This window comes from Paenibacillus oenotherae (assembly GCF_019443105.1).
Lineage (GTDB): Bacteria > Bacillota > Bacilli > Paenibacillales > Paenibacillaceae > Paenibacillus_Z > Paenibacillus_Z oenotherae.
This window is the reverse complement of the sequence record NZ_JAHZIJ010000017.1, coordinates 72,801-96,009: the sequence shown is the minus strand read 5'-3', so window position 1 is coordinate 96,009 and position 23,209 is coordinate 72,801. Positions and strand designations below refer to the sequence as shown.

The 23,209-nt window shown below is 49.8% G+C and carries 22 protein-coding genes; 18 read left to right on the top strand and 4 right to left on the bottom strand.

The features are described 5' to 3' along the window. Positions 1-10 precede the first annotated feature (10 nt). From K0T92_RS19460 to K0T92_RS19450, 3 genes are all read right to left on the bottom strand, one after another. Entirely contained in the window at positions 11-787 is a 777-nt protein-coding gene (locus K0T92_RS19460; RefSeq protein WP_219874147.1) for a pirin family protein, read from the bottom strand. Between the two features lie 119 nt (positions 788-906). Continuing rightward, positions 907-1,299: a DoxX family protein gene (locus tag K0T92_RS19455; RefSeq protein ID WP_219874146.1), complete on the bottom strand. Its 393-nt coding sequence runs from the start codon at positions 1,297-1,299 to the stop codon at positions 907-909. A gap of 94 nt (positions 1,300-1,393) precedes the next feature. Beyond that, on the bottom strand, positions 1,394-1,837 hold the full coding sequence (locus K0T92_RS19450; RefSeq protein WP_219874145.1) for a MarR family winged helix-turn-helix transcriptional regulator: 444 nt from the start codon (positions 1,835-1,837) through the stop codon (positions 1,394-1,396). Between the two features lie 688 nt (positions 1,838-2,525). Here K0T92_RS19450 and K0T92_RS19445 point away from each other — a divergent pair. Further along, positions 2,526-3,620: a PdaC/SigV domain-containing protein gene (locus K0T92_RS19445; RefSeq protein ID WP_219874144.1), complete on the top strand. Its 1,095-nt coding sequence runs from the start codon at positions 2,526-2,528 to the stop codon at positions 3,618-3,620. A 72-nt stretch (positions 3,621-3,692) separates the two neighbouring features. Here K0T92_RS19445 and K0T92_RS19440 read toward each other — a convergent pair whose 3' ends face one another. Continuing rightward, positions 3,693-4,442 carry a hypothetical protein gene (locus K0T92_RS19440; protein WP_246628282.1) on the bottom strand — a complete coding sequence of 250 codons (750 nt, stop codon included), beginning with the start codon at positions 4,440-4,442 and terminating at the stop codon, positions 3,693-3,695. Positions 4,443-4,794: 352 nt separating this feature from the next. On the opposite strand from K0T92_RS19440, the gene coxB reads away from it, so the two are divergent. The 17 genes from coxB (at position 4,795) to K0T92_RS19355 (ending at position 23,199) form a co-directional block, all read left to right on the top strand. Beyond that, on the top strand, positions 4,795-5,838 hold the full coding sequence (coxB, locus tag K0T92_RS19435) for a cytochrome c oxidase subunit II (protein ID WP_219874143.1): 1,044 nt from the start codon (positions 4,795-4,797) through the stop codon (positions 5,836-5,838). Between the two features lie 29 nt (positions 5,839-5,867). Then, positions 5,868-7,715: a cytochrome c oxidase subunit I gene (ctaD, locus tag K0T92_RS19430; RefSeq protein WP_219874142.1), complete on the top strand. Its 1,848-nt coding sequence runs from the start codon at positions 5,868-5,870 to the stop codon at positions 7,713-7,715. After that, positions 7,712-8,329, top strand: a complete 618-nt coding sequence (locus tag K0T92_RS19425; RefSeq protein ID WP_219874141.1) for a cytochrome c oxidase subunit 3 — start codon at positions 7,712-7,714, stop codon at positions 8,327-8,329. The genes ctaD and K0T92_RS19425 overlap by 4 nt, the downstream gene beginning before the upstream one ends. 3 nt (positions 8,330-8,332) lie before the next feature. Continuing rightward, a complete protein-coding gene (locus K0T92_RS19420) occupies positions 8,333-8,650 on the top strand; it encodes a cytochrome C oxidase subunit IV family protein (protein WP_219874140.1) in 318 nt (105 codons plus the stop codon). Between the two features lie 88 nt (positions 8,651-8,738). After that, positions 8,739-9,653 carry a cytochrome c oxidase assembly factor CtaG gene (ctaG, locus tag K0T92_RS19415; protein WP_219874139.1) on the top strand — a complete coding sequence of 305 codons (915 nt, stop codon included), beginning with the start codon at positions 8,739-8,741 and terminating at the stop codon, positions 9,651-9,653. A 622-nt stretch (positions 9,654-10,275) separates the two neighbouring features. Then, complete coding sequence (locus K0T92_RS19410; protein WP_219874138.1) at positions 10,276-10,995, top strand: hypothetical protein; 720 nt, start codon at positions 10,276-10,278, stop codon at positions 10,993-10,995. A gap of 44 nt (positions 10,996-11,039) precedes the next feature. After that, on the top strand, positions 11,040-11,438 hold the full coding sequence (locus K0T92_RS19405; protein ID WP_219874137.1) for a GntR family transcriptional regulator: 399 nt from the start codon (positions 11,040-11,042) through the stop codon (positions 11,436-11,438). 20 nt (positions 11,439-11,458) lie between these two features. After that, positions 11,459-12,364 (top strand): ABC transporter ATP-binding protein, encoded by a 906-nt coding sequence (locus K0T92_RS19400; protein ID WP_219874136.1) that lies wholly within the window; start codon positions 11,459-11,461, stop codon positions 12,362-12,364. Between the two features lie 26 nt (positions 12,365-12,390). After that, on the top strand, positions 12,391-13,293 hold the full coding sequence (locus K0T92_RS19395; RefSeq protein ID WP_219874135.1) for an ABC transporter ATP-binding protein: 903 nt from the start codon (positions 12,391-12,393) through the stop codon (positions 13,291-13,293). Next, positions 13,286-14,605: an ABC transporter permease gene (locus K0T92_RS19390; RefSeq protein WP_219874134.1), complete on the top strand. Its 1,320-nt coding sequence runs from the start codon at positions 13,286-13,288 to the stop codon at positions 14,603-14,605. The genes K0T92_RS19395 and K0T92_RS19390 overlap by 8 nt, the downstream gene beginning before the upstream one ends. A 475-nt stretch (positions 14,606-15,080) precedes the next feature. Continuing rightward, positions 15,081-15,650 (top strand): dihydrofolate reductase family protein, encoded by a 570-nt coding sequence (locus tag K0T92_RS19385; protein WP_219874133.1) that lies wholly within the window; start codon positions 15,081-15,083, stop codon positions 15,648-15,650. A gap of 1,227 nt (positions 15,651-16,877) precedes the next feature. Further along, positions 16,878-17,231, top strand: coding sequence for a MarR family transcriptional regulator (locus tag K0T92_RS19380; RefSeq protein WP_219874132.1), 354 nt, complete (start codon positions 16,878-16,880; stop codon positions 17,229-17,231). Further along, entirely contained in the window at positions 17,228-18,202 is a 975-nt protein-coding gene (locus K0T92_RS19375) for a lysylphosphatidylglycerol synthase transmembrane domain-containing protein (RefSeq protein ID WP_219874131.1), read from the top strand. The genes K0T92_RS19380 and K0T92_RS19375 overlap by 4 nt, the downstream gene beginning before the upstream one ends. Further along, positions 18,199-19,689, top strand: a complete 1,491-nt coding sequence (locus K0T92_RS19370; RefSeq protein WP_219874130.1) for an alkaline phosphatase family protein — start codon at positions 18,199-18,201, stop codon at positions 19,687-19,689. Before K0T92_RS19375 ends, K0T92_RS19370 begins: the two co-directional genes overlap by 4 nt. Beyond that, positions 19,679-20,431, top strand: a complete 753-nt coding sequence (locus K0T92_RS19365; RefSeq protein ID WP_219874129.1) for a glycosyltransferase family 2 protein — start codon at positions 19,679-19,681, stop codon at positions 20,429-20,431. The genes K0T92_RS19370 and K0T92_RS19365 overlap by 11 nt, the downstream gene beginning before the upstream one ends. Continuing rightward, entirely contained in the window at positions 20,421-21,995 is a 1,575-nt protein-coding gene (locus tag K0T92_RS19360; RefSeq protein WP_219874128.1) for a nucleoporin-interacting protein, read from the top strand. The genes K0T92_RS19365 and K0T92_RS19360 overlap by 11 nt, the downstream gene beginning before the upstream one ends. A gap of 19 nt (positions 21,996-22,014) precedes the next feature. Continuing rightward, entirely contained in the window at positions 22,015-23,199 is a 1,185-nt protein-coding gene (locus K0T92_RS19355) for an LPXTG cell wall anchor domain-containing protein (protein WP_219874127.1), read from the top strand. The last annotated feature ends 10 nt before the right edge of the window (positions 23,200-23,209 follow it).

Sequence of the window (23,209 nt, the reverse complement as noted above, 5' to 3'; positions counted from 1 at the left end):
CCGTACATTATTAACGTTTCGGGTAGAGCGGGTAATCGACTTTCGTCGGCACTTCGATCAGAATAAGACGGAGAGGGGCTTCATCAGAAGCGCGAATCGCAATCTCCTGCGCATCATCCGCCTGGGCAACGATAAAGTCTTTATGATGAAAAGCAGTGCTCTTCTCATCCCCGGGGCCGATCGACCACGCTCCAGCACCACGTATCGCCAGTGCAGTCAGTGTGCGGTCGGATGGAATAGAGTGGTGATATTCCCGTCCGGGCTGGATCTCGACATCCCACATCAGCGCATCAACTACGATTTCTACAGGCGCTCCTTGTCCGATCACTGTCTTCTTCACATACCCGTCGCCTTCCACAATCGGAAACTGCTCGTGCTCGAATTGATGATAAGTCGGCTTCCTGTTCAAGGCCTCATCAAAATGCGGCTCGAACCAGATTTGGAAGCCCTCCATATCAGGCCCGATGAACCGTTCTTCATGGCTTACGCCTGATCCGGTCTGCATAATCTGTACGCCACCGGGGCCAACCGTGCTTCTAGTTCCGAGAGTATCGCCATGCTCGGCCTTGCCGTGAATCACATAAGTCATAATTTCAAATGCTTGATGAGGGTGGAGGCCGATATAGCCATCTCTCCTGGAATGAGCCCAAGCCCAGTAGAATAGCGGGCCTACCCGTTTCACGACCGATCCTTCCCCAGGAAAGCCGATCGGTTTCTGCTCGGTAATATTGCCGCCATCAAAAGCGCCAGTTGCTTGAAGAGTCGGACCATAAACTAAAGTTTGCATTATCGTTATCCCCTTTGCTGAATCGAGCCGCATGTAGCGGCCCGGCAGCTTGTAATTGTGTATAGCCATATAAGGCGGGCAGGCGGGAGTTCGTCAGTTTATTATGCACAGATTAGCGATTAGAACGATACAGCGTAATCTCCGGCTCCAACAAGAGCAATACCAACCGCGACAGCGATAAGAACGAGATTATATTCATAACCGTTGGAAGTGGCCCACAATCCATTCTTGCCGTGCACCGTAACGATACCGCCGATCATCGTAATGACGATCAGTGCCGCTCCGACCGGAAGCCACAGCCCAAGCGCGAATGACAGCCCGCCAGCGATCTCGAATAATGCTACCATGAACGCCATCAGCACGCCCGGCTTGACGCCGATTGATTCCAGCCAGCCGCCGGTTCCTTTAAGCCCGTATCCCCCGAACCAGCCGAACATCTTCTGCGCTCCATGTCCTACAAACAACAAACCAATAACCAGTCGAACGATCAACAATCCAATATCGATACTCATTATAAATCTCTCCTCTTATTTAATATTAAGTTTCTTAAAATTAAGATATTAACCATGGGGCACTGCCCCTTTTCAACAAGCTTATAGCCCTTGACTAAGTGAAGCTTCCTTGCGCCGCGATACCCAGCTTCTTGAGCAGGTGAATCGCTTGTGCCCGTTCCTCGGTGCTCAGACCGCTGACTGCCTTCTGAATAACCTTCTCATGCTGGGGAAAAACTTCTTCAATAAACTGCTTTCCCTTGTCGGTTATTTCTGCGAAAATCACTCTTCGATCACTATCGCAAGCTTTGCGCTGAACGAGGCCCTTCTGGGAGAGCTTATCGACGACATAAGTGATATTGCCGCTGGTCATCAATATTTTCTCGCCAATCTGCTGCAGTGGCTGCGAGCCTTTATGATACAGAAATTCCAGAACGCCGAATTCCGTCGGATTCAATCCGTGCCGCCGTATATCCTGATGCGCATGAGCGCTGACCCACTGAAATGCCCTCGATAGAACAATGTTCAGATGCAATGAGTTATCGACTGTTTCATTCATCGTAGTTCACCTCGCTTCATTTCTTAATATCAAATATCTTAAATTAAAGATAAATCATTTTCGGGGGGATGTCAAGCGCTATTGTAAAATAATTTCGGCGGCAGGCAGAACGGCCGTTATACGTGAGGCGGCGGTGAAATGAGCGCCCCTTTTTCTAACTGTTTTGAAGGCAGAGAGACGGATTAAAAAGCCTGCGAATGTGCATGAATTTAGGTTATTTAGAAGCCATAATGGTTAAATTCCTGCGATGAAGCATGAATTTAGGCGAAAAATCGGCCGTTAAGGAGAACCGAAGGTAAAATACCTGCGCTCTGGCAGGCATTTTACCTTCATGGGGCCAGAAACGAGTAAATAAATGCCGTTTCGCATGTTTCGCCTAGCTCGCAGCTCGCTTGTCTCTTTGTTCGGACACCTCGAACTTTTCGGCTAATGACTTCGCTGTTTCTGGCCGCGCTTCCCGCACCAAGGTAATCGCGAGCAGCTTGTCTCTTCGCCTCACTCTGTCTTCGTCCCGAATGCCTGCTCCTCTCGTAACAGCCAGTTTGTCACCATTCTAACATAAGGGAAATGGCGGGAGCAGCGGGCGGCGCGACTTGATTGTGCTGTTTTTATTTTTGCAGATTGGCCGGGATGGGTATATCATAAATATAGCGTGCAAAATGAGGTGTTCAAACGAGGAGAAGTGGCGATGATAAGAACAGTGAAGAACAGGAAATGGCTCGCGATTCCAATTGCGGCTTCCTTATTGATGGGAACGGCTGCTGTCCTTCCCGTCAGCGGAACTGTATATGCGGAAAGTGCCGCATCACAGACCGTACTGAAAATGCGGACGGTACAAATGAAATGGGACGGCAAATTGCTGAGCGTGCCGGCCGGAATGACAGCCGATAATGAGACATTCGTTGCGCTGTCGTTTCTGAGCAAGCAGCTTGGGCTTCGTACGAGCTGGGATGCGAAGACGAGGATCATATCCGTTAGCGGGAAGAACAGAACGATGAAGATGAAGGCGGACGACTACTACTTCTGGCTGAACGGCAATCGGATCTATGGAACTCCCCCGGTTGTGCTGAAGGGAACGACATATTTGCCTTTGCGCTTTCTGCTGGAGCAGATGGGCTTTGCGATTGGATATGATGCCAAGGCGAAGGTGATTTCCATTCAGCCGATCATCGAGAATGATTTGAAGCTGGTGGGCAAGCTGCTCGAGGATGCATCGGAGTTTGGAGAGGTGACCGTTCAATATCCGCAGCTGGAGGGCTTTGCAGATAAGGCTGTTCAAGACAAGATCAATGAAGTGCTGAAAGCGGAGGCTGAGGAATACTTTCAGAGCGGGCAAGAATTAATGGTGGATTACGAGGGATACGCAGCGGAGATGGGTGATGAGATACCGCCGATGGCTTTCGATGTCAGTTATTCCGTTACTTATAATGAAAAGAACAGATTAAGCCTTCAATACAATATCTATGAATACAGTGGCGGGGCTCATGGCATGTATGATTACCAGCCGCATAATTTCAATCTGGAGACCGGAGAAGAGATCACGCTGAAGGAAGCGGCGCTCGGCAATGAGAACTATATCGGGATCATTAATGAAGCAGTCAAAAAAGGAATCAAGGAGCAGGACCTTTATCTTCTCAGTCCGTTCGAGACGATAGCACCCGATCAGCGCTTCTTCATTAGAGGGGATTCCATCGTTGTGTTCTTCGGCCTGTATGAGTACACGCCGTATGCGGCAGGCATGCCGGAGTTCTCGATCCCATTCTCAAGATTTGCGGCCCAATAACAATCCATTGCGAATGCATCAGGCTTTTGCCTGAGCGGCATTCGCAGTGGATCTGCGAAGAGCGGCTGCGCTCTAATCCCTTTTGGCAGGAGATGCATGCTGCTTTTGCTTCAGGATATTAAGCGGAACGGGCAGCTCATCGCCGCCGGCGAATTGATGCTTGACCAGAACATTGAATGATTCCGTCCATGGCGTTAGCGAATGGTTGGACCAAGCTTCCTTCGCGTATTGCAGGATCTCATTGACGAACGTCTGATTCGCCGAGATATGCACCTCCTGAACGGCCGGCGCCAGCTTGCGAATCTGGACGGCAATCGTTTGCTTCAGCTCCTCGGATATTTGATTATGGTCATTAACTGTGAAGTTGGAGTTATAGGGCCCGACCATTCGTTCATTGTTCCAATGAGGGCTGCCGTTGTTAATATTGTACACGCCTTTTGTGGAGCCGCTGTTATCCTGTTCTCTGGAGCTGCGTCCGCCTGATTTCTTCGTGCCGACACCGGTCCAGTCGAGTGATATGGCGGCATAGGCGTTCTTATCCGTAATCATGACCAGGCCCGCGGCTACACCATTGATATTCGATACCTCGGTGGAGAGCAGGGAGCTGTATTCGAGCCATGCATTGTCATGCTGGCCGGGATGCCCGGTTATCGTACCGTACATGCGCGCGCCGTGCATCTTGGGATCATTCTTCTGACGAGTGCCGTAATCGAAAGTGCTGTCCTTGACGCGCCGTTCATAATTGCATCCGCTTATAGAGGCCATGCCGAGAAGAACGGCAAGCAGCAGTATAAGTGAACGCGCCATAGCTTGATTTCTCATGTTGGAATGCTCCTTCCGCTTCATTACCTATAGCATGAACGACAGAATCTGAAATATGCATGTCGTTTCATACATAAACAACCATGGGTTTGGTGCACAATGAAGGATAGACATGGGGCTTCAAACTTTGCGGCATTGGCAAGCAAAAATCCTTATAAAATCGGCATTTCTGCTGGTATGAGAACAATTTGTGAACTCTGCTAGGAAGATTGACAAACAGCACCTTCAACTTTATATTTAATATGGTGATTAGATTGCGGAAGTTGTCTAAAACAGCTAGGAAATCACGCAGTTTGCCGCTTTATTGTGCGATTCTCGGCTGCTGTGAAAACGTAAAAAGTGGGGTTGATTGATGATGAATCGGTGGCACGTTCTAAAACGGCTTATGCCGCTTCTTGCCGGAATGGTGTTGCTGTTGTCAGCATGCGGACGAGCTGACCTGTCGACGCTTAAGCCGCAAGGGCCGGTTGCCGAAGAGCAATTCGGACTAATGAAACTGACGATCCTGATTATGGTTATCGTAGTCGTAATCGTATTTGCAATCGCTGTTTATGTAATTATTCGTTTCCGTCGTCGTCCCGGCGACAAATCCATTCCAGTTCAAGTTGAAGGAAACCACAAGCTGGAAATCATCTGGACAGTTATTCCGATCATCCTTCTCGTTATCTTGGGTGTTCCTACTATCCAGTCAGTATTCGGACTAGCCAAAGACTACACGAAAGATCCGGATGCCATTCAAGTTAAAGTTACCGCTCATCAATATTGGTGGGAATTTGAATACCCGAACCTTGGCGTAAAGACAGCCCAAGAGCTGCTTATTCCGGATGACGCGGTTATCTCCATCGAAGCGAAGACAGCAGACGTGCTTCACTCGTTCTGGGTTCCTTCTCTTGCCGGCAAGATCGATACGAACCCTGCAGGAAATGCGAACACGATGTTCTTCGAAGCGCCTAAGAAGGGTGTTTATCTCGGTAAATGCGCCGAGCTGTGCGGACCTTCGCACTCCTTGATGGACTTTAAGGTCAAGGTAGTTGACCGCGCATCGTTCGAACGTTGGATTACGGCTCAGAAAGCGCCTGTAGCTCTTCCGCAGGATCAAGAGCTTGCAGACCTGCTTACGAATCAATGCTTGAGCTGCCACGCGATCGGCGACAAGGGCGCACAAGCCTATCCTAACCTTACAGGTATCGGCAGCAGAGAATCGGTTGGCGGTATTCTGGTGAACACGGAAGATAAAAAGTACGATAATGAAGGCACAACGGAAGAGAACCTAATTAAATGGATTAAAGATCCGCAAGCTGTGAAGCCGGGTAACCTCATGCCTACAGTTGAGTTGTCCGATCAGCAGATTGAAGCCATTGCGAAATATTTGGCGGGGTTGAAGCTTGACTACTAATTACTTGCGGATTGAAGGAGGTACCTACTTTGGCTCATGCTCATGCGGTTAAACGGTACACCGGTCTATTGGACTGGCTGACCACCGTTGACCATAAAAAAATCGGCATTTTGTATTTGTTTGCTGGCTTTTTCTTCTTCATTATCGGTGGCTTGGAGGCTGTTCTGATTCGGATTCAGCTCTGGGAGCCGATGAATGATTTTGTATCAGCCGAAACATTCAACCAATTGTTAACGATGCATGGTACGACAATGATATTCCTGGCGGCGATGCCTATGATCTTCGCGCTGATGAATGCGGTTATTCCGCTGCAGATCGGTGCGCGCGACGTTGCATTCCCGTTCGTTAATGCACTTGGCTTCTGGACATTCTTCTTCGGAGCTGTGCTGCTTAATGTCAGCTGGTTCGCAGGCGGCGCGCCGGATGCAGGGTGGACCTCATACGTACCGCTCGCAAGTCCCGTATACAGCTCGACTCATGGCGTCGATTACTACGTTATCGGCTTGCAGATTGCGGGCCTCGGTACACTTATCGGCGGTATCAACTTCCTGGTAACAATCATTAATATGCGTGCGCCTGGCATGAGCTTCATGCGTATGCCGATGTTTACTTGGGCGGCATTCATTACATCTGCGCTCATTCTGTTCGCTTTCCCTGCTCTGACAGTAGGTCTGGTTGCGCTTATGTTCGACCGGCTGTTCGAAGCTAACTTCTTCGATGTCTCACAGGGCGGTAATGCAGTGCTGTGGGAGCATATCTTCTGGATCTTCGGACATCCTGAAGTATATATTCTGATCCTGCCGGCATTCGGAATTATCTCCGAAGTAATCAGTACCTTCTCGCGCAAGCGGTTGTTTGGTTACAGCTCCATGGTATTCGCTACCGTGCTGATCGGCTTCCTCGGCTTCATGGTATGGGCTCACCATATGTTCACGACAGGGCTTGGCCCGATTGCGAACGCGCTGTTCTCCATTGCGACGATGCTTATTGCCGTACCGACCGGTATTAAGATCTTCAACTGGTTGTTTACGATGTGGGGCGGTTCCATCAAATTTACGACGGCTAACCTGTTCGCTGTCGGCTTCGTTCCGACATTCGTTATGGGTGGCGTTACAGGGGTTATGCTCGCGGCTGCGCCAGCTGACTTCCAGTATCACGATTCTTACTTTGTTGTTGCCCACTTCCACTACGTTATCGTGGGTGGTCTCGTACTGGGTCTCTTCTCCGGCTTGTTCTACTGGTGGCCGAAGATGTTTGGCCGCGTACTTAACGAAACGCTTGGCAAATTGTTCTTCTGGCTGTTCTATATCGGCTTCCACTTGACGTTCTTCATTCAGCATTTCCTTGGTCTGATGGGAATGCCGCGTCGTGTATGGCGTTATCTTGACGGTATGGGCTTTAACGAAATGAACCTGATCAGCTCCGTCGGCGCAATGTTGATGGGCCTCGGTACAATCGTTTTTATTATCAATATGATCGTTACGGGACTCAAGCCTCGCAATGCTTCCAACGATCCGTGGGAAGACGGCCGTACGCTGGAGTGGACGATTCCATCTCCGCCGCCAGAGTACAACTTTGCACAAACTCCGCTTGTTCGCGGTTATGACGCTTTCTGGAAAGAGAAGATGGAAGGCAAGAATGCAATGACGCCAGCTGAACCGCTTGGTCCGATTCACATGCCATCGCCTTCAATTCTGCCGTTCCTGATGTCGCTTGGTTTGTTTATCGCTGGCTTCGGCTTCATGTATCACAACTACTACATTGGTATTGGCGGGCTTGTCATTACTTTCGGATGCATGTTCTTCCGTTCTGTAATTGACGATCACGGCTTCCATATTGAACCGGAAGAACTGCAGGACAAGGGGGTAAAAGCATGAGCGGACATTCGCATGTAGACGGACAACTGCCGCACGAGCCGGAGAAAGCAACTCTCGAAGGCCGTAATAAAGTGCTCGGTTTCTGGCTCTTCCTTGGCGGAGAAACGGTATTGTTCGGAACGTTGTTCTCCGCGTTCCTGGCACTTCGTCACCAGGTGCTTGACGGACCTACTGAACAGGAGCTGTTCTCCTTGCCGCTGGTAGCGGCAGCTACGCTCCTCCTGCTTACATCGAGCTTGACGAGTGTATTCGCGATTCAGGCTATGCACAACAATCAGGTCAAAGCGATGATCAACTGGTTAATTATTACCGTTCTTCTGGGACTAGGGTTCCTTGGTCTTGAAATTTATGAGTTTTACCACTATGTACATGAAGGCCATGGCTTTACAACAAGCGCATTCAGCTCTTCGTTCTATACGCTTGTTGGCTTCCACGGCGCTCACGTTGCGTTCGGTATTCTCTGGATTTCGCTGCTTATCGCACAAGTATTCAAGAAGGGGCTTAATGTCGTTACAGCTCCTAAGATTTATGTTGCCGGCATGTACTGGCACTTTATCGATGTCGTATGGGTATTCATCTTCACCGTCGTCTATTTGATGGGAAAGGTGGGCTAACAAATGGCAAATCAACCATCAGCTGCAAACAATAATGGCAGACGCCATAAGTCAGAAGGCCCTCAGAAGCATATTATTGCATTTATTTTCTCTATCCTGCTGACAGTGATCGCTTTTGCAGCTGTAGCGGCTGGAGAAGTGAATGAAACCTTTATCTATATCATTCTGATTGGGATGGCCATTCTTCAGGTGTTCGTTCAAATGGCTTTCTGGATGCATATGAAAGACCGTGGTCATATCTATCCCATTATCGGGATTCTATTTGGTATCACAATTGCAATAACAGCAGTAGTTATGGCCCAGTATTGGGTTTGGTGGTAATCAATTGAAGAGAGGGAGGTCCTTGTCGGCCCCCTCTTTTTTTATAAGCATAAGGTAAGTAAGTTTGGAAAGGGGAGTCCATGTTGCTATGTTAGGACTGCAGTACTTCACATTCGAAGAGTTATGGAGCCCGATGTTCTTCTTCTTTATGGCTGCGCTTGTTATCCTATATTTCTACCTCGCTGGTCCATGGCGGGAGAAGCATGCGCCTGAGGCGGCTCGCGTAACTGTAACTCAAAAATGTCTATTCGTTACCGGAATGGTACTCTATTATATGGCACAGGGCGGCCCGCTCGAGCTTCTCGGCCATCTCATGTTCTCCTTCCATATGACGAACATGTCGCTTTCGTACTTGATCGTTCCGCCGATCATTATACTGGGAATACCTGCTTTTATGTGGCGCGTGATGTTCAGCGCTTCATTCTGGAGCCGATTCCGCTGGGCGATGAATCCGATTCTTTCACTCGTGTTGTTCAACATGCTGTTCTCCATCTACCATGTGCCGGTTGTGCATGATTACGTCATGACACATTTTACAGTACATCGCATCTACTACTTCGCAATGCTCGTTGCATCGTTTATGATGTGGTGGCAGATTGTAAGTCCGATTCCGGAATGGAGCCGATTGACGGATGTTCGGAAGATGGCTTACGTATTCGCAAACGGTATTTTGCTAACACCTGCGTGCGCATTGATTATCTTCACAACGAGCACGATGTACGCAACATATAATGATCCCGAAGTGTGGGCAGTTGCGATGGGCTATTGTGTTTCAGGTGATCCGAGCGCGTTATTGGCCAGCTTTGACGGCGGCCCATCATTCTTTAATCTGATAAAGCCTATTGAGGATCAACAACTGGGCGGCATCATAATGAAGTTCGTGCAGGAAATTATGTATGGCGGTATCCTTGCTTATATCTTCTTTCACTGGTACAAGAGGGAGCATACGGATTCTGATGATGAAATTCCGAACACCGGCAATGCGGGCCATGCAGGGGCATAGCTAGCCGCAATAACAGTCCGCAAAGAGGGCTGTCTCATAAACGACTTATGAAAGCGCGAGTGACAGGGTATTTCGACCCCTGTCACTCGCGCTTTTTGGTTCATGAGCGCCCCGGGCCTTATTCAAGCGAGGTTTGAATACGGAGTAGAGTAATAGAGTAAAAAGCCTGCGAAAGTGCATGAATTTCGGTTAGAAGACGCCTTAATGATAGAATTCCTGCGATCGTGCATGAATTTCAGAAAAATTCGGCCGATATAGGGAAATTAAGGTAAAATACCTGCACTCTGGCAGGCATTTCACCTTCATGGGGCAAGAAGTGAGCAAAAGCCTGTCGTTTCGCATGTTTTGCCTCGCTCGCTTTTCACTTTTCGCTTTTCGCATCTCGTATGTCTCGGCGTTTGAATGAACGATCGTCCTCTGGCAAGGATTACGTCAACAGTCTGATGATCGTTCCCTACCGATCGCTTCGCTTGTGATGAGAGGTCAGATGCCTCTAGCAGCTCGAACATAGTCATTGGAGGTAAGTGGAAGAAAATTTTACCTGTATGGATTGACAGAATAACACAGTGTGATTATACTGTGTATAAAGATATATACAGTATAATGAGTGAGGAGGGACAACATGTCCGACTGGAGAGGCGCGATGTACATTTTCCGGAATGAAATGCGCCAATCGTGGATAGGAGTCGTTATCACAGTATTATTCTTCATTTATGTCGGATTGATTATTACACCGAACATCAACGAAATGATAATGGATAAGGGGGAGGATCTGAGCTGGATCGGGGATTCATTGTACTTGCTGCTCGTGCCCTTCATGGGCTTTCTGATGAATCGTACCATATTCCGGTATCGGACGGACGACCCGTTTACACGCAAGATCACTTACTTCCGGACTTTGCCGATTAGCTTGAACGCGATCGTCCTTGCGAGAATGATACAGTCGATAGCGGTCTCAGTACCTGTAGCTGTCTTCTTCTACACCTTTCAATATATAATCTCTGACGAATTAAACACGCTTCTCAGCGTAGATCAGTACATGTATTTCGTCTTCTTCTGGTTCGGATATTCCATCATTGGGGGCTGTATATACGTATACATTGAACAAGCCTACAACGGGAAAATATACTTTATCTCTTCGTTGTTAGCTATGCTGCTGTACACAGTGATCGCCATTCTTTTATGGGCCAACCAAACGGAGTTTCTTCTATGGTCGCTGCATGCCGCGAAGAATGAGGAACTGGCTTGGCCGATCCTTGCGAATGTGTCCGCTATCGCTGCGCTGCTCCTGACTGGCATACTAATTCGCAGAAGGCTTGCATCCCGGGACTTCTCCCAATAACAATTGTCCGATAGATAATTCAACACAAAAAGAAGGTGTGCACGGTGTGGATTCCGATACAGCTTAATGAGCAAAGCGCTGAACCTATGTATCATCAAATCGAAGTACAGCTCCGTGCACTCATCGTTAGCGGACAGTTGGCGGAGGGAACCTTGCTGCCATCAATACGCGAGCTGGCTCAGACCTTGAAATGCAGTGTCATAACAATACGCCGCGTGTATCAGGATCTGGAGAATGAAGGGCTCCTTCGAACGAAGCAAGGTACTGGCACTTATGTTGCCAAGGTTGGCGATGAGATGCGGGATATACACCGAAGAAGCTCAGTCATAGAGGCATTGGAGGCAGCGGTTGACGCCGGAGTACGGGTGAGATGCTCCGATGAGGAGATGATGGAGATGCTGAGGGACATTTTGCAGCGCAGAAGAAATGCGAACGGCACTTAGGCAGAAGGGGGAGGAGAGGGATGCAATCACCGGCAATTGAGGTAAAAGGGATGGTGCAGAAACGCTCACATTTTGAGCTGGGGCCTATTGACCTTGCCATTCCGAGAGGCTATGTGACCGCAATCGTTGGTCCCAATGGCTCCGGCAAGAGCTCGCTGTTCCGCTGCTTGCTTGATCTGGCAAAGCCGGACAGGGGCGAGATTGAAGTGCTTGGCGAGAAGCAGGGCGCTTTTGACAACTGGCAGATGAAGGCCCGGATTGGTTATGTTCCTGAGGAGAACAGCAGCGTGTATGACCATATGAAAGCGGAGCAAAAGGCGGCGTTTACCCGGCAATGGTATCCGCAATGGGATATTAACCGGTATCAGGAGCTGATCCGCAGATTCGAGATTGACCCGTCGCTCAAGCTTCGCAAAATGTCCAAGGGGATGCGTCGCAAGTTCGATCTGATCCTTGCAATGGCCCATAATCCGGAGCTGCTTCTGCTGGATGAACCGTCCTCCGGACTGGACCCCATCGCGTGGAGAACGATGATAGATGTCATTCATCGCTATATGGAGAGCGGGGAACGGACTGTGCTGATGGCCTCGCATATAATCGACGAGGTGCGAAGGCTGGCCGACTATATCGTCTTTATCGTCCATGGCCGTGTGCTTGGCATGTATGAGAAGGACACCCTGCTTGAATCTTGGTCCATGCTTTACGCAGATACAGCTGGCAGCAAGGAGCAATGGCGTTCGATGCCTGGCTGCCATAGCGCTGAATTTGCCGGCGGCAGCACATACAAGGTTGTCACGAGCAATATGATAGAGTCTGAGGAATGGTGCAGGGCAAGAGGCATTCACATCTTGAGCAAGCAGAGGCTGGAGCTTGATGATATACTGACAGCGATGATTGAGCAAGAGCGTTTGCGAATTCAATCTTAATCATGGTAGAGGGGAGATTAACAACTATGAATCCTTTGAAAGTGGATAAGGTCTACAAGCAGTATGGGGATAAAACAGCGGTAAACGGCATCAGCTTTGAGGTAGCCGAGGGTGAAATCTACGGCCTGCTTGGTGCCAATGGTGCAGGCAAAACAACAACGATGCGTATGGTGCTCGGCCTCATTTATCCCGATGGCGGCAGCATTCAATACAATGGCAAGCCTTACAGCACGGACCTGCTCCGCAATTTGGGCTACTTGCCGGAGGAACGGGGTCTGTATCCTAAGGTGAAGGTAAGCGATCAGGTCATTTACCTCGCCAAGCTTCGCGGAATGTCGCAGAGGGATGCAGTTACCAACCTGAAGCGTTGGCTGGATAGGTTCAACGTACCAGAATACTACAACAAGAAGGTTGAGGAGCTGTCGAAGGGGAATCAGCAGAAAATCCAGTTTATCGCATCCGTCATCCATAACCCCAAGATCGTCATAATGGACGAAGCATTCAGCGGTCTTGACCCGGTTAACGTCGAGCTGTTGAAGAGTACGGTTAAAGAGCTGCGGGATTCAGGTTCAAGCATTCTGTTCTCTACGCACAGAATGGAGCATGTCGAGGAGCTTTGCCGCAATATTACCATTCTCCACAAATCCAATCCGGTGCTGCAAGGTAACTTGAAGAGCATCAAGAAGCAGTTTCCGCGCGAGCGCATTCTGCTCGGGACAGAGGGTGATGTGCAGGGCTTGGAAACCATCGCTGGAGTAACAAAAGTCGTTCGCCATGAGAATGGTTATGCGCTGTTTATATCCAATGAGAGTGCGGGAAGACCGGTTCTGGAACTGGCTATGGCACAAACAGGCATTAATAAATTCGAAGTATTGGAGCCAACGCTCAACGAAATCTTTATAAAAACGGTAGGTGATAACCATGAATAACAGCTTCTGGACAGTTGTTGGATTTACGGTTGCGAACAAGGTGAAGGGCAAGGCATTTCTGATCACAACGCTAATCATCGCGCTAGTTATATGCATTGGTGCAAACTTGCCTTATCTCATAGACAAATTCAGCGGCGAGAGCGAGCCTACGAAGATCGGTTATTTGGACAATGGTTCTAACGGGGGAACGGATGCCGATATTATAGCGATGCTGCAGAGCTATCTGGCTGGGCAGAAAGAACCGGAATTGGAGATCGTTGCGATTGCTGATGCAGGATCGGCTGATGCGAACGAGAGCGCACTGAAGCAGGCAATTATCGATGAGAAAATTGAAGGCTATATGGAATTTGCGAAAAGCGATAGCAGCTCATTCCCGGCAGTTACATTCAAATCAGAGGAACTTATGGATATGAGCACAACCCAGTCTCTGAGCGCTGCGCTGCAATCCGTGAAGATGGAAACCGTGCTGAAGGACAGTAATATGACCGCGGAACAAAAAAAATTGCTGTTCGAGCCGGTAGAGATTGATTCGGTACAAATTTCTACGATTGAGGGTGCGGGTTCCATTGGTCAAGGGAAGTCGAAATCCGAGCAAGCGATGGATATGGGGCTTGTCTATGTCATCCTGACCCTGCTGTTCATGGCAATTATGATTACAGGGCAGCTCATTGCAAGTGAAATTACAGCAGAGAAAAGCTCGCGTGTCATGGAGGTGCTCATTACGAGCGTATCGCCGCTCAAGGGCATGTTCGGTAAAATCTTCGGCATGTTCCTGGTGGGATTAGCGCAAATTATAATCTTCGTCGCCGTAATGGTTGGCAGCCTGCTGCTGCCGCACAATGCGGATATGATGAGCGAATTGAATATTAATTTGGCTGATATTGATCCATTGCTCGTCATTTATGCGGTAATCTTCTACCTGGCAGGCTACTTTCTGTATGCGACGATGTTCGCGGCGGTCGGCTCGATCGTCAGCCGTACAGAAGATCTCGGGCAGGCACTGATGCCGATTACGATGCTGTCTTTTGCCGGCTACTACATTTGCTTGTTCGGCGGTATTGCCAATCCGAATGCGATGTTTGTTAAAGTAACCTCATATATTCCATTCTTCTCCCCTTACGTTATGCTGGTGAGATTGGGTCTGGAAGATCCGCCGTTATGGCAAGTATGGGCGTCCATTCTGATTCTGCTTGTTACGATCGGTATTGTGGGCTGGTTCGCCGCCAAAATCTACCGCGTCGGTGTTCTTATGTACGGCAAACGCCCGTCGCTTAAAGAGCTGCGCAAAGCGATGCGTGCTTATAAGGTATAAGTCGAAGGCGGCTTTGTATAGTGTAGATTTTATTTAATAATGGCGGAAGGTTGATCGTATGTTGGCGGTGAATTTATGTAATTATGTCGCCAAAAAATCGGTACCTTCAGCCATTTCCCTTTATTTCACTAGGCTTTGGCAGACACCAGTCAGATGTCAACTGAATAAGCGATGGAGTTCACCTTAATCCGTCTTTGTGCTAATGATCCTACCGATTTATGTTTATTTAACATGAATAGGTAGGAATTTTTCGTTTTTATGATCAGCTGAAGGAGCGACGAAAATTGAAGAAGTTCCCTCCAACGCTCTGTAAGCGCGGCTTTGCGTAGCATTGTTGTCTTCACAAAAATTCAGATTTCCACTTGAACCTTACGTAACGTAATGATTTATAGTTAATGTAATAGCAGGATGAAACGCGGGCCAACGGCCAAAAAAAATCGAACAAAATAAATTCGAAATCAGAGGAGAAACGGACATGAGAAAACTCGTATTGTTCATGCATGTGTCGCTGGACGGGTATGCATCGGATTCGAACGGAGGACTGAATTGGATTCCGTACAACGAGGAATTAGAGAAATACGCCGAGGAGGTCGTAGCCGAAGTCGGCTCTCCCGTATACGGATGCACGACGTATCGCATGATGGAGAGCTACTGGCCCACGGTGCTGGACAATCCGAATGCGTCGGCGCACGGTATGGAGCATGCCAAATGGCTGCAGGATGTTAAGAAGATCGTCATTTCCAGCACGATGGACAAGGTGGAATGGAACAATACGATGCTGATCAAGGACAATATCGCAGAGGAAATCAAGGCGCTCAAGGAGCAGCCAGGCAAAAACCTCGTTATCTTCGGCAGTCCGGGGGCGGCGAAGACGCTGCTTGAGCTTGGCCTGATCGACGAATTCATGCTGACGATTTGTCCGGTCGTCCTCGGCGGCGGAAAATCGGTATTCGACGGCTACGGCGAGAAAATCAGGCTCAAGCTGTTGTCCAGCCGAACGCTCAAGTCGGGCATTATCGCGACCCGCTATGAGTTGGAGAAATAGCCGTACAAAGTGTTCCGCTAACGGAAGAACGTTAGTTGAATGACAACAGTGCAAGTAAATATAAAATAGCAAAGGAAAGTTAAATCTAAAAACGACATTTTGATATAAAGCGACGACGGAAAAACGATAAAAAAGACGGTGAATCATAGAGTTTCAACGACATAATTAATAAAGTTTACATATAGCAAATGCAACGTGCAGGGCTGCTTATAGGCTCGCCGAGGGCTGTTGTGATAGCATATGGCGGTGCTCAGTGATGGACGACTGCGTAAGTGGCATAAGTGCAGGATTTGCGGTGAAAAGAAGCTTGGCGATATGAAATATCTGCGATCATCAGATTGTTGAAATACTTCTCGCCAGAGGACGATCCGTAAGTCCAACCGCCGAGACATACGAGAAATGAGAAGTAAAAAGCGACAAACCAGAAACGAGAAGTAAGAAGTGAAAGTGAAAAGTGAGAAGTAAACAGTGAAAAGCGAGAAGCGAGCTAAGCGAAACCTGCGAAACCGCATGTTTTTGCTCACTTCTGGCCTGGTGAAGGCAAAATGCCTGCCAGAATGCAGGAATTTTGCCTTCATTTCCCCTTATCGGCCAATTTTCCCTAAAATTCCTGCGTGATCGCAGGAATTTTACCATTTAGGCGTCTCGTAACCGAAATTCATGCGCATTCGCAGGTTTCTTACTCCGCTCGGTTTGACCGCCGACGTGTGACCGAGTACCGCGTGCCGCGATGGCACCGAGCGCCGGGAGGCAAGCTCTGCCTTCTGCCGCCTTTTCGCCTTCACTTCCCGAGTGGGAGTCATTTACCGATTTTCGTTTCGCGTGCTCCATTGAAATTATCATGGCCGGAACCGCCTAACAAACTTTTCTTCTAATCGATTAGCAAACGATATCTAAGAACATCCTTGTTCAAAGCAGAATTTTCGAAACAGGGGTTTCTCAACAGCCTGAGAGCTGTCCATAAGTGGACAGCTCTCCTTTTTATATCCACTGAATCGACCAATGTCAGGTGTTCAAGTTTCACGCAATTTTCAAGAAAAACGAGCGAAGGCGTTACTTTTTCGAGCTTCTAGCAGAGCTTCTAATACTTTTCTGAAAAAAAACTAGTTTTCACATCATTTTCTCATTTTCGGGCGCTATAATTGCAAATGTCTTACTAATGATTATCATTATCAATACATGATTGAGAATAAGATACAGACAGGTTTCCAAGAGGGAGGGAGAGACATGTACGCTCGTATCCTATACAAGACCAGAAAGACTGATCGGAAGCCGCGCTCGCAACGTTATAAATTCAGAGTGCTGGAAATGTTGATCCAAAGAGGCTCCATTACAGAAGCAGAACTTGCGGAGCTGCTTAACCTGAGCCAGCCTTCCATAAGGAAGGTTACCCACAGCCTGGCTCTTAGCGGACTAATAGCGCAGGAAGAGATGGGCGGTCAACGCATGATGATTACGGATACCGGCGCTCGGGTCTGGAATGGCGCCTGCCGGGAACAGCAGGAGCAATTGGAGCGCCGCCCGGACAATTTCGACTTCGTTCAGCAGCTTGCTTCATCGAATGGCGTCCATGTTGGATGATGGGAAGAACGATCAGCAGTGGTGTCGGATTTGTTCTTCTGATCGTGTTCATCTTATTGAGTTGGAACTTGTTTGATTCGCGCCAGCTGCTTGAACGGCTGCATGCCGTACTTGCTCATCCAGGCTGGCTAATTATAATGTTTGCGGCATACTGGCTGTCGTTTTTGCTCAAAGCCGCTGCCTGGCGTGCTTATTTAGGGCATGAACACCCTATCGGGCTTTATCTTCACGGGTTATTTTACAGCTTGCTGATCAACCATCTGCTGCCTGTCAAGATCGGCGATTTGGTACGTACAGGCATATTGATGAAAAAGGCCCGGTTGCAATGGGATGCCGCTCTCCATAGTGTCATGATGATGCGGCTTGTCGATCTGCTCGTGCTCGGATTCATATCGGCTGCAGGCATGCTGTGGTTAGGGATGGCTGTATCCTGGATTACATTTGCCGCCATAGCCGTCATGGTGATTCTGGCAGGCATTGCGATAATCATACTGCCGATTCGCCGGTGGCCCTTCGTGCAGCGTCATTGGGAGCAGCTCAAAGCCGTCGCGACGTCCCGGCAAGGGCCATACATTCTCCTGCTTGTTGCGGTGAGTTGGATATTGGAAGCGGCTATCCTGCTCGGCATTGCCCGGATGGGAGGCATCGAGCTGGGCGTTGCTTCGTCGGTTTGGGCGAATAGCGTAACCATCGGCGGCCAAGTATTCCATATTACGCCTGGCGGAATCGGCACCTATGAGAACACATTAAGCGGCACGTTGGCGGTGCTTGGCGTGAATTGGGACGAGGCTTACGCAACGGCATTGCTTGCACATGCTTTTAAATTCGCGGCAGCTTATATTCTGGGCGCCTACTCGCTGATCCGGATGCCCGTTCGCCTCCGCGAAGCGAGGGAATGGATACGAATACCGCGTCAACCTTCACTACAAACGACAGATACGACTTCTAAGCGTGAAAGGACGTTTTTATGAAACAAGCTTCATCATTTGAAATTGTAGCGGCGAGATGTTGGAACCTGCTAAATGAGGGAAAGCCGTTTACGCCGATTTTTGCAGTATCCGTATTTCTGCTGTACCGCTCGAATCAGTGGCTCGACAGCAGCTTCTGGACAAGTGCCGGCCTAAGCCTGCTTCTGCTCCTGCCGTTGTTTGCATTATGCTACTGCTTCGATTTTCCGTTGTTCCTGCGAAATTATTTGTGGTTTCCTGTCATAGCGGCATTGCTCATTTGGGAGCCCCACAATCTGTCGCTGTATGCGGCGGCCATCGGGCTGTACTTTTTCTTTACAGTGTTCTTCTGGGGAACGTTCTACTATCGAATGAGGATCGGCACGTCATGGTGGAACTTCAAGCGGTTCTGGAAGCTTGTGCTGAAGAACAGCGATTCGACGAGCGGCAATGCGCAGGAGCAACTGCCAAAGCTGCTGCTCCTGCTGTTCCTGTGGAACCACAGTTACCGTTTGCTGGCTTCATCGGGAGAAGGCGAATGGTTCACTGCTTTTACGGAAAAGGATGTTCTCGCAATGGGGATATTCACCTTATCCTTCGGTCTGTACAGCTGGATTCTGCATGCGAACCTGTTCGATTGGAAGCCGAAGGAAACGGCGCCGCTCACCAACACGCCTGATCGAACAGGCAAACCGATGAATGAGAAGGTTATCGTAATCGTCATTGACGGGATGCGCAAAGAGCGCTTCGAAGAGGCGGATGCTCCGTTCCTGAAGAAGCTTCGCCAGGAAGGCACCGAGTATACGCAGATGGAGACGGTATATCCGGCAAGAACGGTCGTTTGTTTCTCATCGATGTTCACCGGCGCTTATCCCAGGGATCATGGCATTCGATCTAATATGGTATGGAAGCTGGGCATTCGAGTGGAAAGCATATTCGATTCGCTGCGGAAGGTAGGGAAAAAAGGACGGCTGCTTGGCATTGCTCATCTGATTGATTCGATGGGCGACGATGTGGAGAGCGTGACGGCCGTTATGCATAACGACAAAGCCGACCGCAACATCATTGATCGTGCCAAGAAGATTATGGCTGAACAGAATCCGGACTTATTCGTCGTCCAGATGATTGCGGTTGACCAGACCGGACACAGCATGGGCGTACTGTACGACGAGTATTTGGAGAAGATCGCCGAGGCAGACCGGCTGGTTGAGGAGTTCGTCGGCTGGCTGGATGATCAAGGGATGATGAACAATACGACGCTAATTATTTGCGCCGATCACGGCCAGGCTGATGGCATTGGCGGACACGGCCATCTGGACGAGGGAGAGAGGTTCGTTCCTTTCTTCCTGCATGGGAAGACGATCCGGCAAGGCATTAGAATCGATGAGCGCCATTCGCTTATATCCATGGCTCCGACGCTCGCTTACCTGTTAGGCGCGCCGTATCCAAGCGCAAGCCGGGGACAGGTGTTAACCGACGCATTCAAGGAAGAGGGACCTCATGAAACTTAAACCGAACAAGAAGCTCGTCGTGTTCATACCCGCCTATAACGAGGAATTGAGCATTGCGGAGGTTATCGCGCGCGTCCCGAGAGGCTTCCATCCTCAATATAACGTGCAAGTTATCGTCATTGACGATGGTTCGACTGATCGAACCGTCGAGGTGGCACGGCAAGCCGGAGCCGATTATGTATTCTCCTTCGGGGCTAATCAAGGCCTTGGTGCTGCCGTCCGGGAAGGGCTGAGGCAGTGCTGCCTGTTGGATGCGGACATCGGCCTCATGATCGATGCCGACAACGAGTATCCGCCAGAGCAAATTCCAGATGTCGTCGCTCCCATCATCAATCGAACAGCGGACTACACGTTCGGTTCGCGGTTTAAGGGAAGCATTCTCGGAATGAAGGTGCATCGCCGGCTCGGGAACTACCTATTTACATTGCTCCAGTCGATTCTGCTGCGCAAATGGATCTATGACGGACAGTCCGGCATGCGAGGCTTTTCCCGAGAGGCCATGGAGTGTGGGGAAATTATTCACGATTACAACTATGCGCAGGTGCTCACATTGAATCTGCTGAGGCAAGGTTTCCGTCTTGAGGAGGTTCCGATCGCTTACAAGGTCCGCACGCAGGGACAGTCCTTCATTAAGTTCCGCCAATATGTGTCTTCCGTGATTCCGGCTATTTATAAGGAAATGAAGCGTCCTGTCTATCGCAGCAAATACGTTGCCCGCAGCAGGCAAGCACGTGAAACATAGATCTAGCCTGGTAGCACGCGGCATATTTATTCTCACTGCTTCTATCGCGCTTGCCGCCATCTTCTGCATGAATTTGCTGTACGCAAGCCCGTTTGTGAGCTCATGGGACGAGGCGGATTTCGCACTCGCTGTAGACCGGTTCGATCTGCTCGCGATGCAGCCTCATTTTCCGGGGTATCCGTATTTCATTGCGGGGGCGAAGCTGGTTCATGCGTGGGTCGTGGACCCAGCCCAGTCGCTGATTCTATGGAATGCTGTCCTTGCCTTAAGCTCGGCACTGCCGATTACGCTGTTAGCCAGGCGATCTGTGGGGTGGATCAACGCCCTCTGGGTAGCAGTGGGTGTTCAGTCGCTGCCGTACTTATGGCTGATGGGCTCGCGGCCCATGTCCGAATGCGCAGGTATTGCAGTGCTCTGGTGGTATCTGTGGAGCGTTCGCTCGGCCTTGGACCGGCCACAGTCCAACATTCGTTTGGGTGCAGCGATCTTATTGTTCAGCATACTGATGGGGATTCGATTATCGTATTTCCCATTCGGCATTGCGCTTGCATTGCTGCTCATTATTCAATTCAGCAGCGCGGCGAACAGCCGTGGCAGGCTCCGAAGGCTCATTCTGGCGATTGCAGCCATTGGGATCTCGCAGCTCGTGTGGATCGGCGGCTTGGTTCAATCCGAAGGGACGCTGCCGGGGTTCTGGAAGCTTTCCACCGCTTTCGTAGAAGGGCATTTCTCCGAATGGGGAGGCGGAATCGCCGACTCAAGCATGCCCATTGGAACGCGGCTTGTCACACTGATCAAGGATCATCTGATTCGCGACATCTGGTTCAGCCGGTCAGTTGTATTGGCAGTTGCCTACGGATTGCTTCTGGCTGCTGCAGCATGGGGAATTGGAAGGTTAAGGGGAAGCAGATGGAACGATACAGCCGAACAACGGTCTGGCAAGTGGCTGTTGATTAGCCTGGCGGCTTATGCGATCTGGGTGCTGCTCGGTCAGAATATCGAGAAGCCTCGCCACATCGCCCCAGTTGCCGGTCCGCTGCTGCTGATTTTGTATGCCGGAGCTTTGCGAGTGGCGCAATTGCTGCGCGAAGCATCCATCGGCTGCCGGGGATGGCATGGGCATAAGGCCGCAGCGGGGGCGATTTATATCGCAGTGGCGGGATTACTGGTCAGTCAATCGATTGTTGGCGCGCAATGGCTCAAGCTTCAAGCCGGGCAGAAGCCGGCGGTATACCAATTGAATGATTATATGAAGACATTGGACCAGCCATTTGTGCTGTACACCTGGGAAGAAACGCGGGTGCTTCATTACTTGCAGGCGGAGTACGAGCATCGCAAAATAGTAACCTTTGATTATTTTCAATCATTAGTACAGTCAGGTAACGGGCAGCGAATCTATCTGACGAACCATGTGCTCGAAGGGTTTCTGCAGCAGAATGCCGACGCGGCGAAGGGGGTCATTCCGGTGGCCGAGTTCGCATCGGAGGATTTATTCGATCCGGTCTACTCTCGAATTACGGTTTATGAGTGGATGAGGCCGGATGAGGGGCAAGCGGAAAAATAAATAGTGGGAGAGTGTAAACGTGTCAAGATGGTTGCGAAATGGGCTGATGCTGGTTGCGTTACTGATATGGATGTCGCCAGCTCAAGCGCTGGCCTATTCTTACGGTGATGCGAATACCGAGGATGTCGCAGAAACTTTTAAGGTCATTGTCAGTGCAGTAAATGAGAATGATTGGACGGCTGCCGAAGAAGCTTACAAAGTCAGGCGTTCGGAAATCAAATCGCATTTCGGCGAAGCCGTTGCGCTAACGCTGGACAAGAACATGGAAGAGAAGGCCAGCAAGCTGCTTATTGCGAATTACAAAGCGGTTCTTGTCATGAACCTGGATCGCCGCTTCACCTATGCCCAGAAGGATTTGAGCGATTACGCCGGAACGAAGCTGCTGCTGGCGAAAGCGAAGGCGACCTTCGATACGCTGTCCCCATACATCTCATCTGGAACTGACCAGATCAATCAAGCGTTCGAAGAAGCCTTGGAGGCGCTCGGCAATCCCGGTCTGTTCGGCGTTGGAAAGAAGGATGCCGATCCGGATACGTTCAAGCAAAAGGTGAATTTCATCTACGGAAAGGTTAATCCGCAGTTCCCTTACAAGGCTTATGTCAAGCCAGCGGCTCCTGCTCCGGGCAAAGACAAGCCGGTGACGAAGCCGTCCAGCACGCCGAAGCCTTCGCCTGGCAAAGAGCCAAGCGCTGCCGCAAAGCCTGAGCCAAGCGGCCAACCAAAGGCGCCAGAAGCAGTTAAAGGTGCCGATTCCGCAGCAGCAGGTGCAGCTGCAAGCTCCAAGCCGAAGAACGAGGATGCGGAAGCTTCCGTGGACAAGCCTAAAGAGGAAGCAGAAGCACCCGTAACCGAGGCAACAACACCGGAGGAGTCCAGCGCAGAGGTTGTCACGGCTGAGCCGGGTACAGATGCGGCTGCTGGACAAGAGGAAGCAGTTGCTGAAGACAAGCCGACGGCTGAGGAATCCCCCCCGGCTGATACAAATGCGAGCGAGGTATCCGCAGGTTCGGATGAGACGTCAGAAGGCGCGCAGAGCGAGAAAGCCGCCTCTGATTCCCAAGCAGCCGCAGCTGAGGCAGAAGGGCATGCTCCGATGGAGCGGACGGATCGCACGAATACATCGGTCACGATATTCGTAGTGGCGGGCGTTATTCTTTTAGGAGGTGGGGGTCTATACTTTGCTCGTAAGAAAGGATTATTATAATCAATTTATA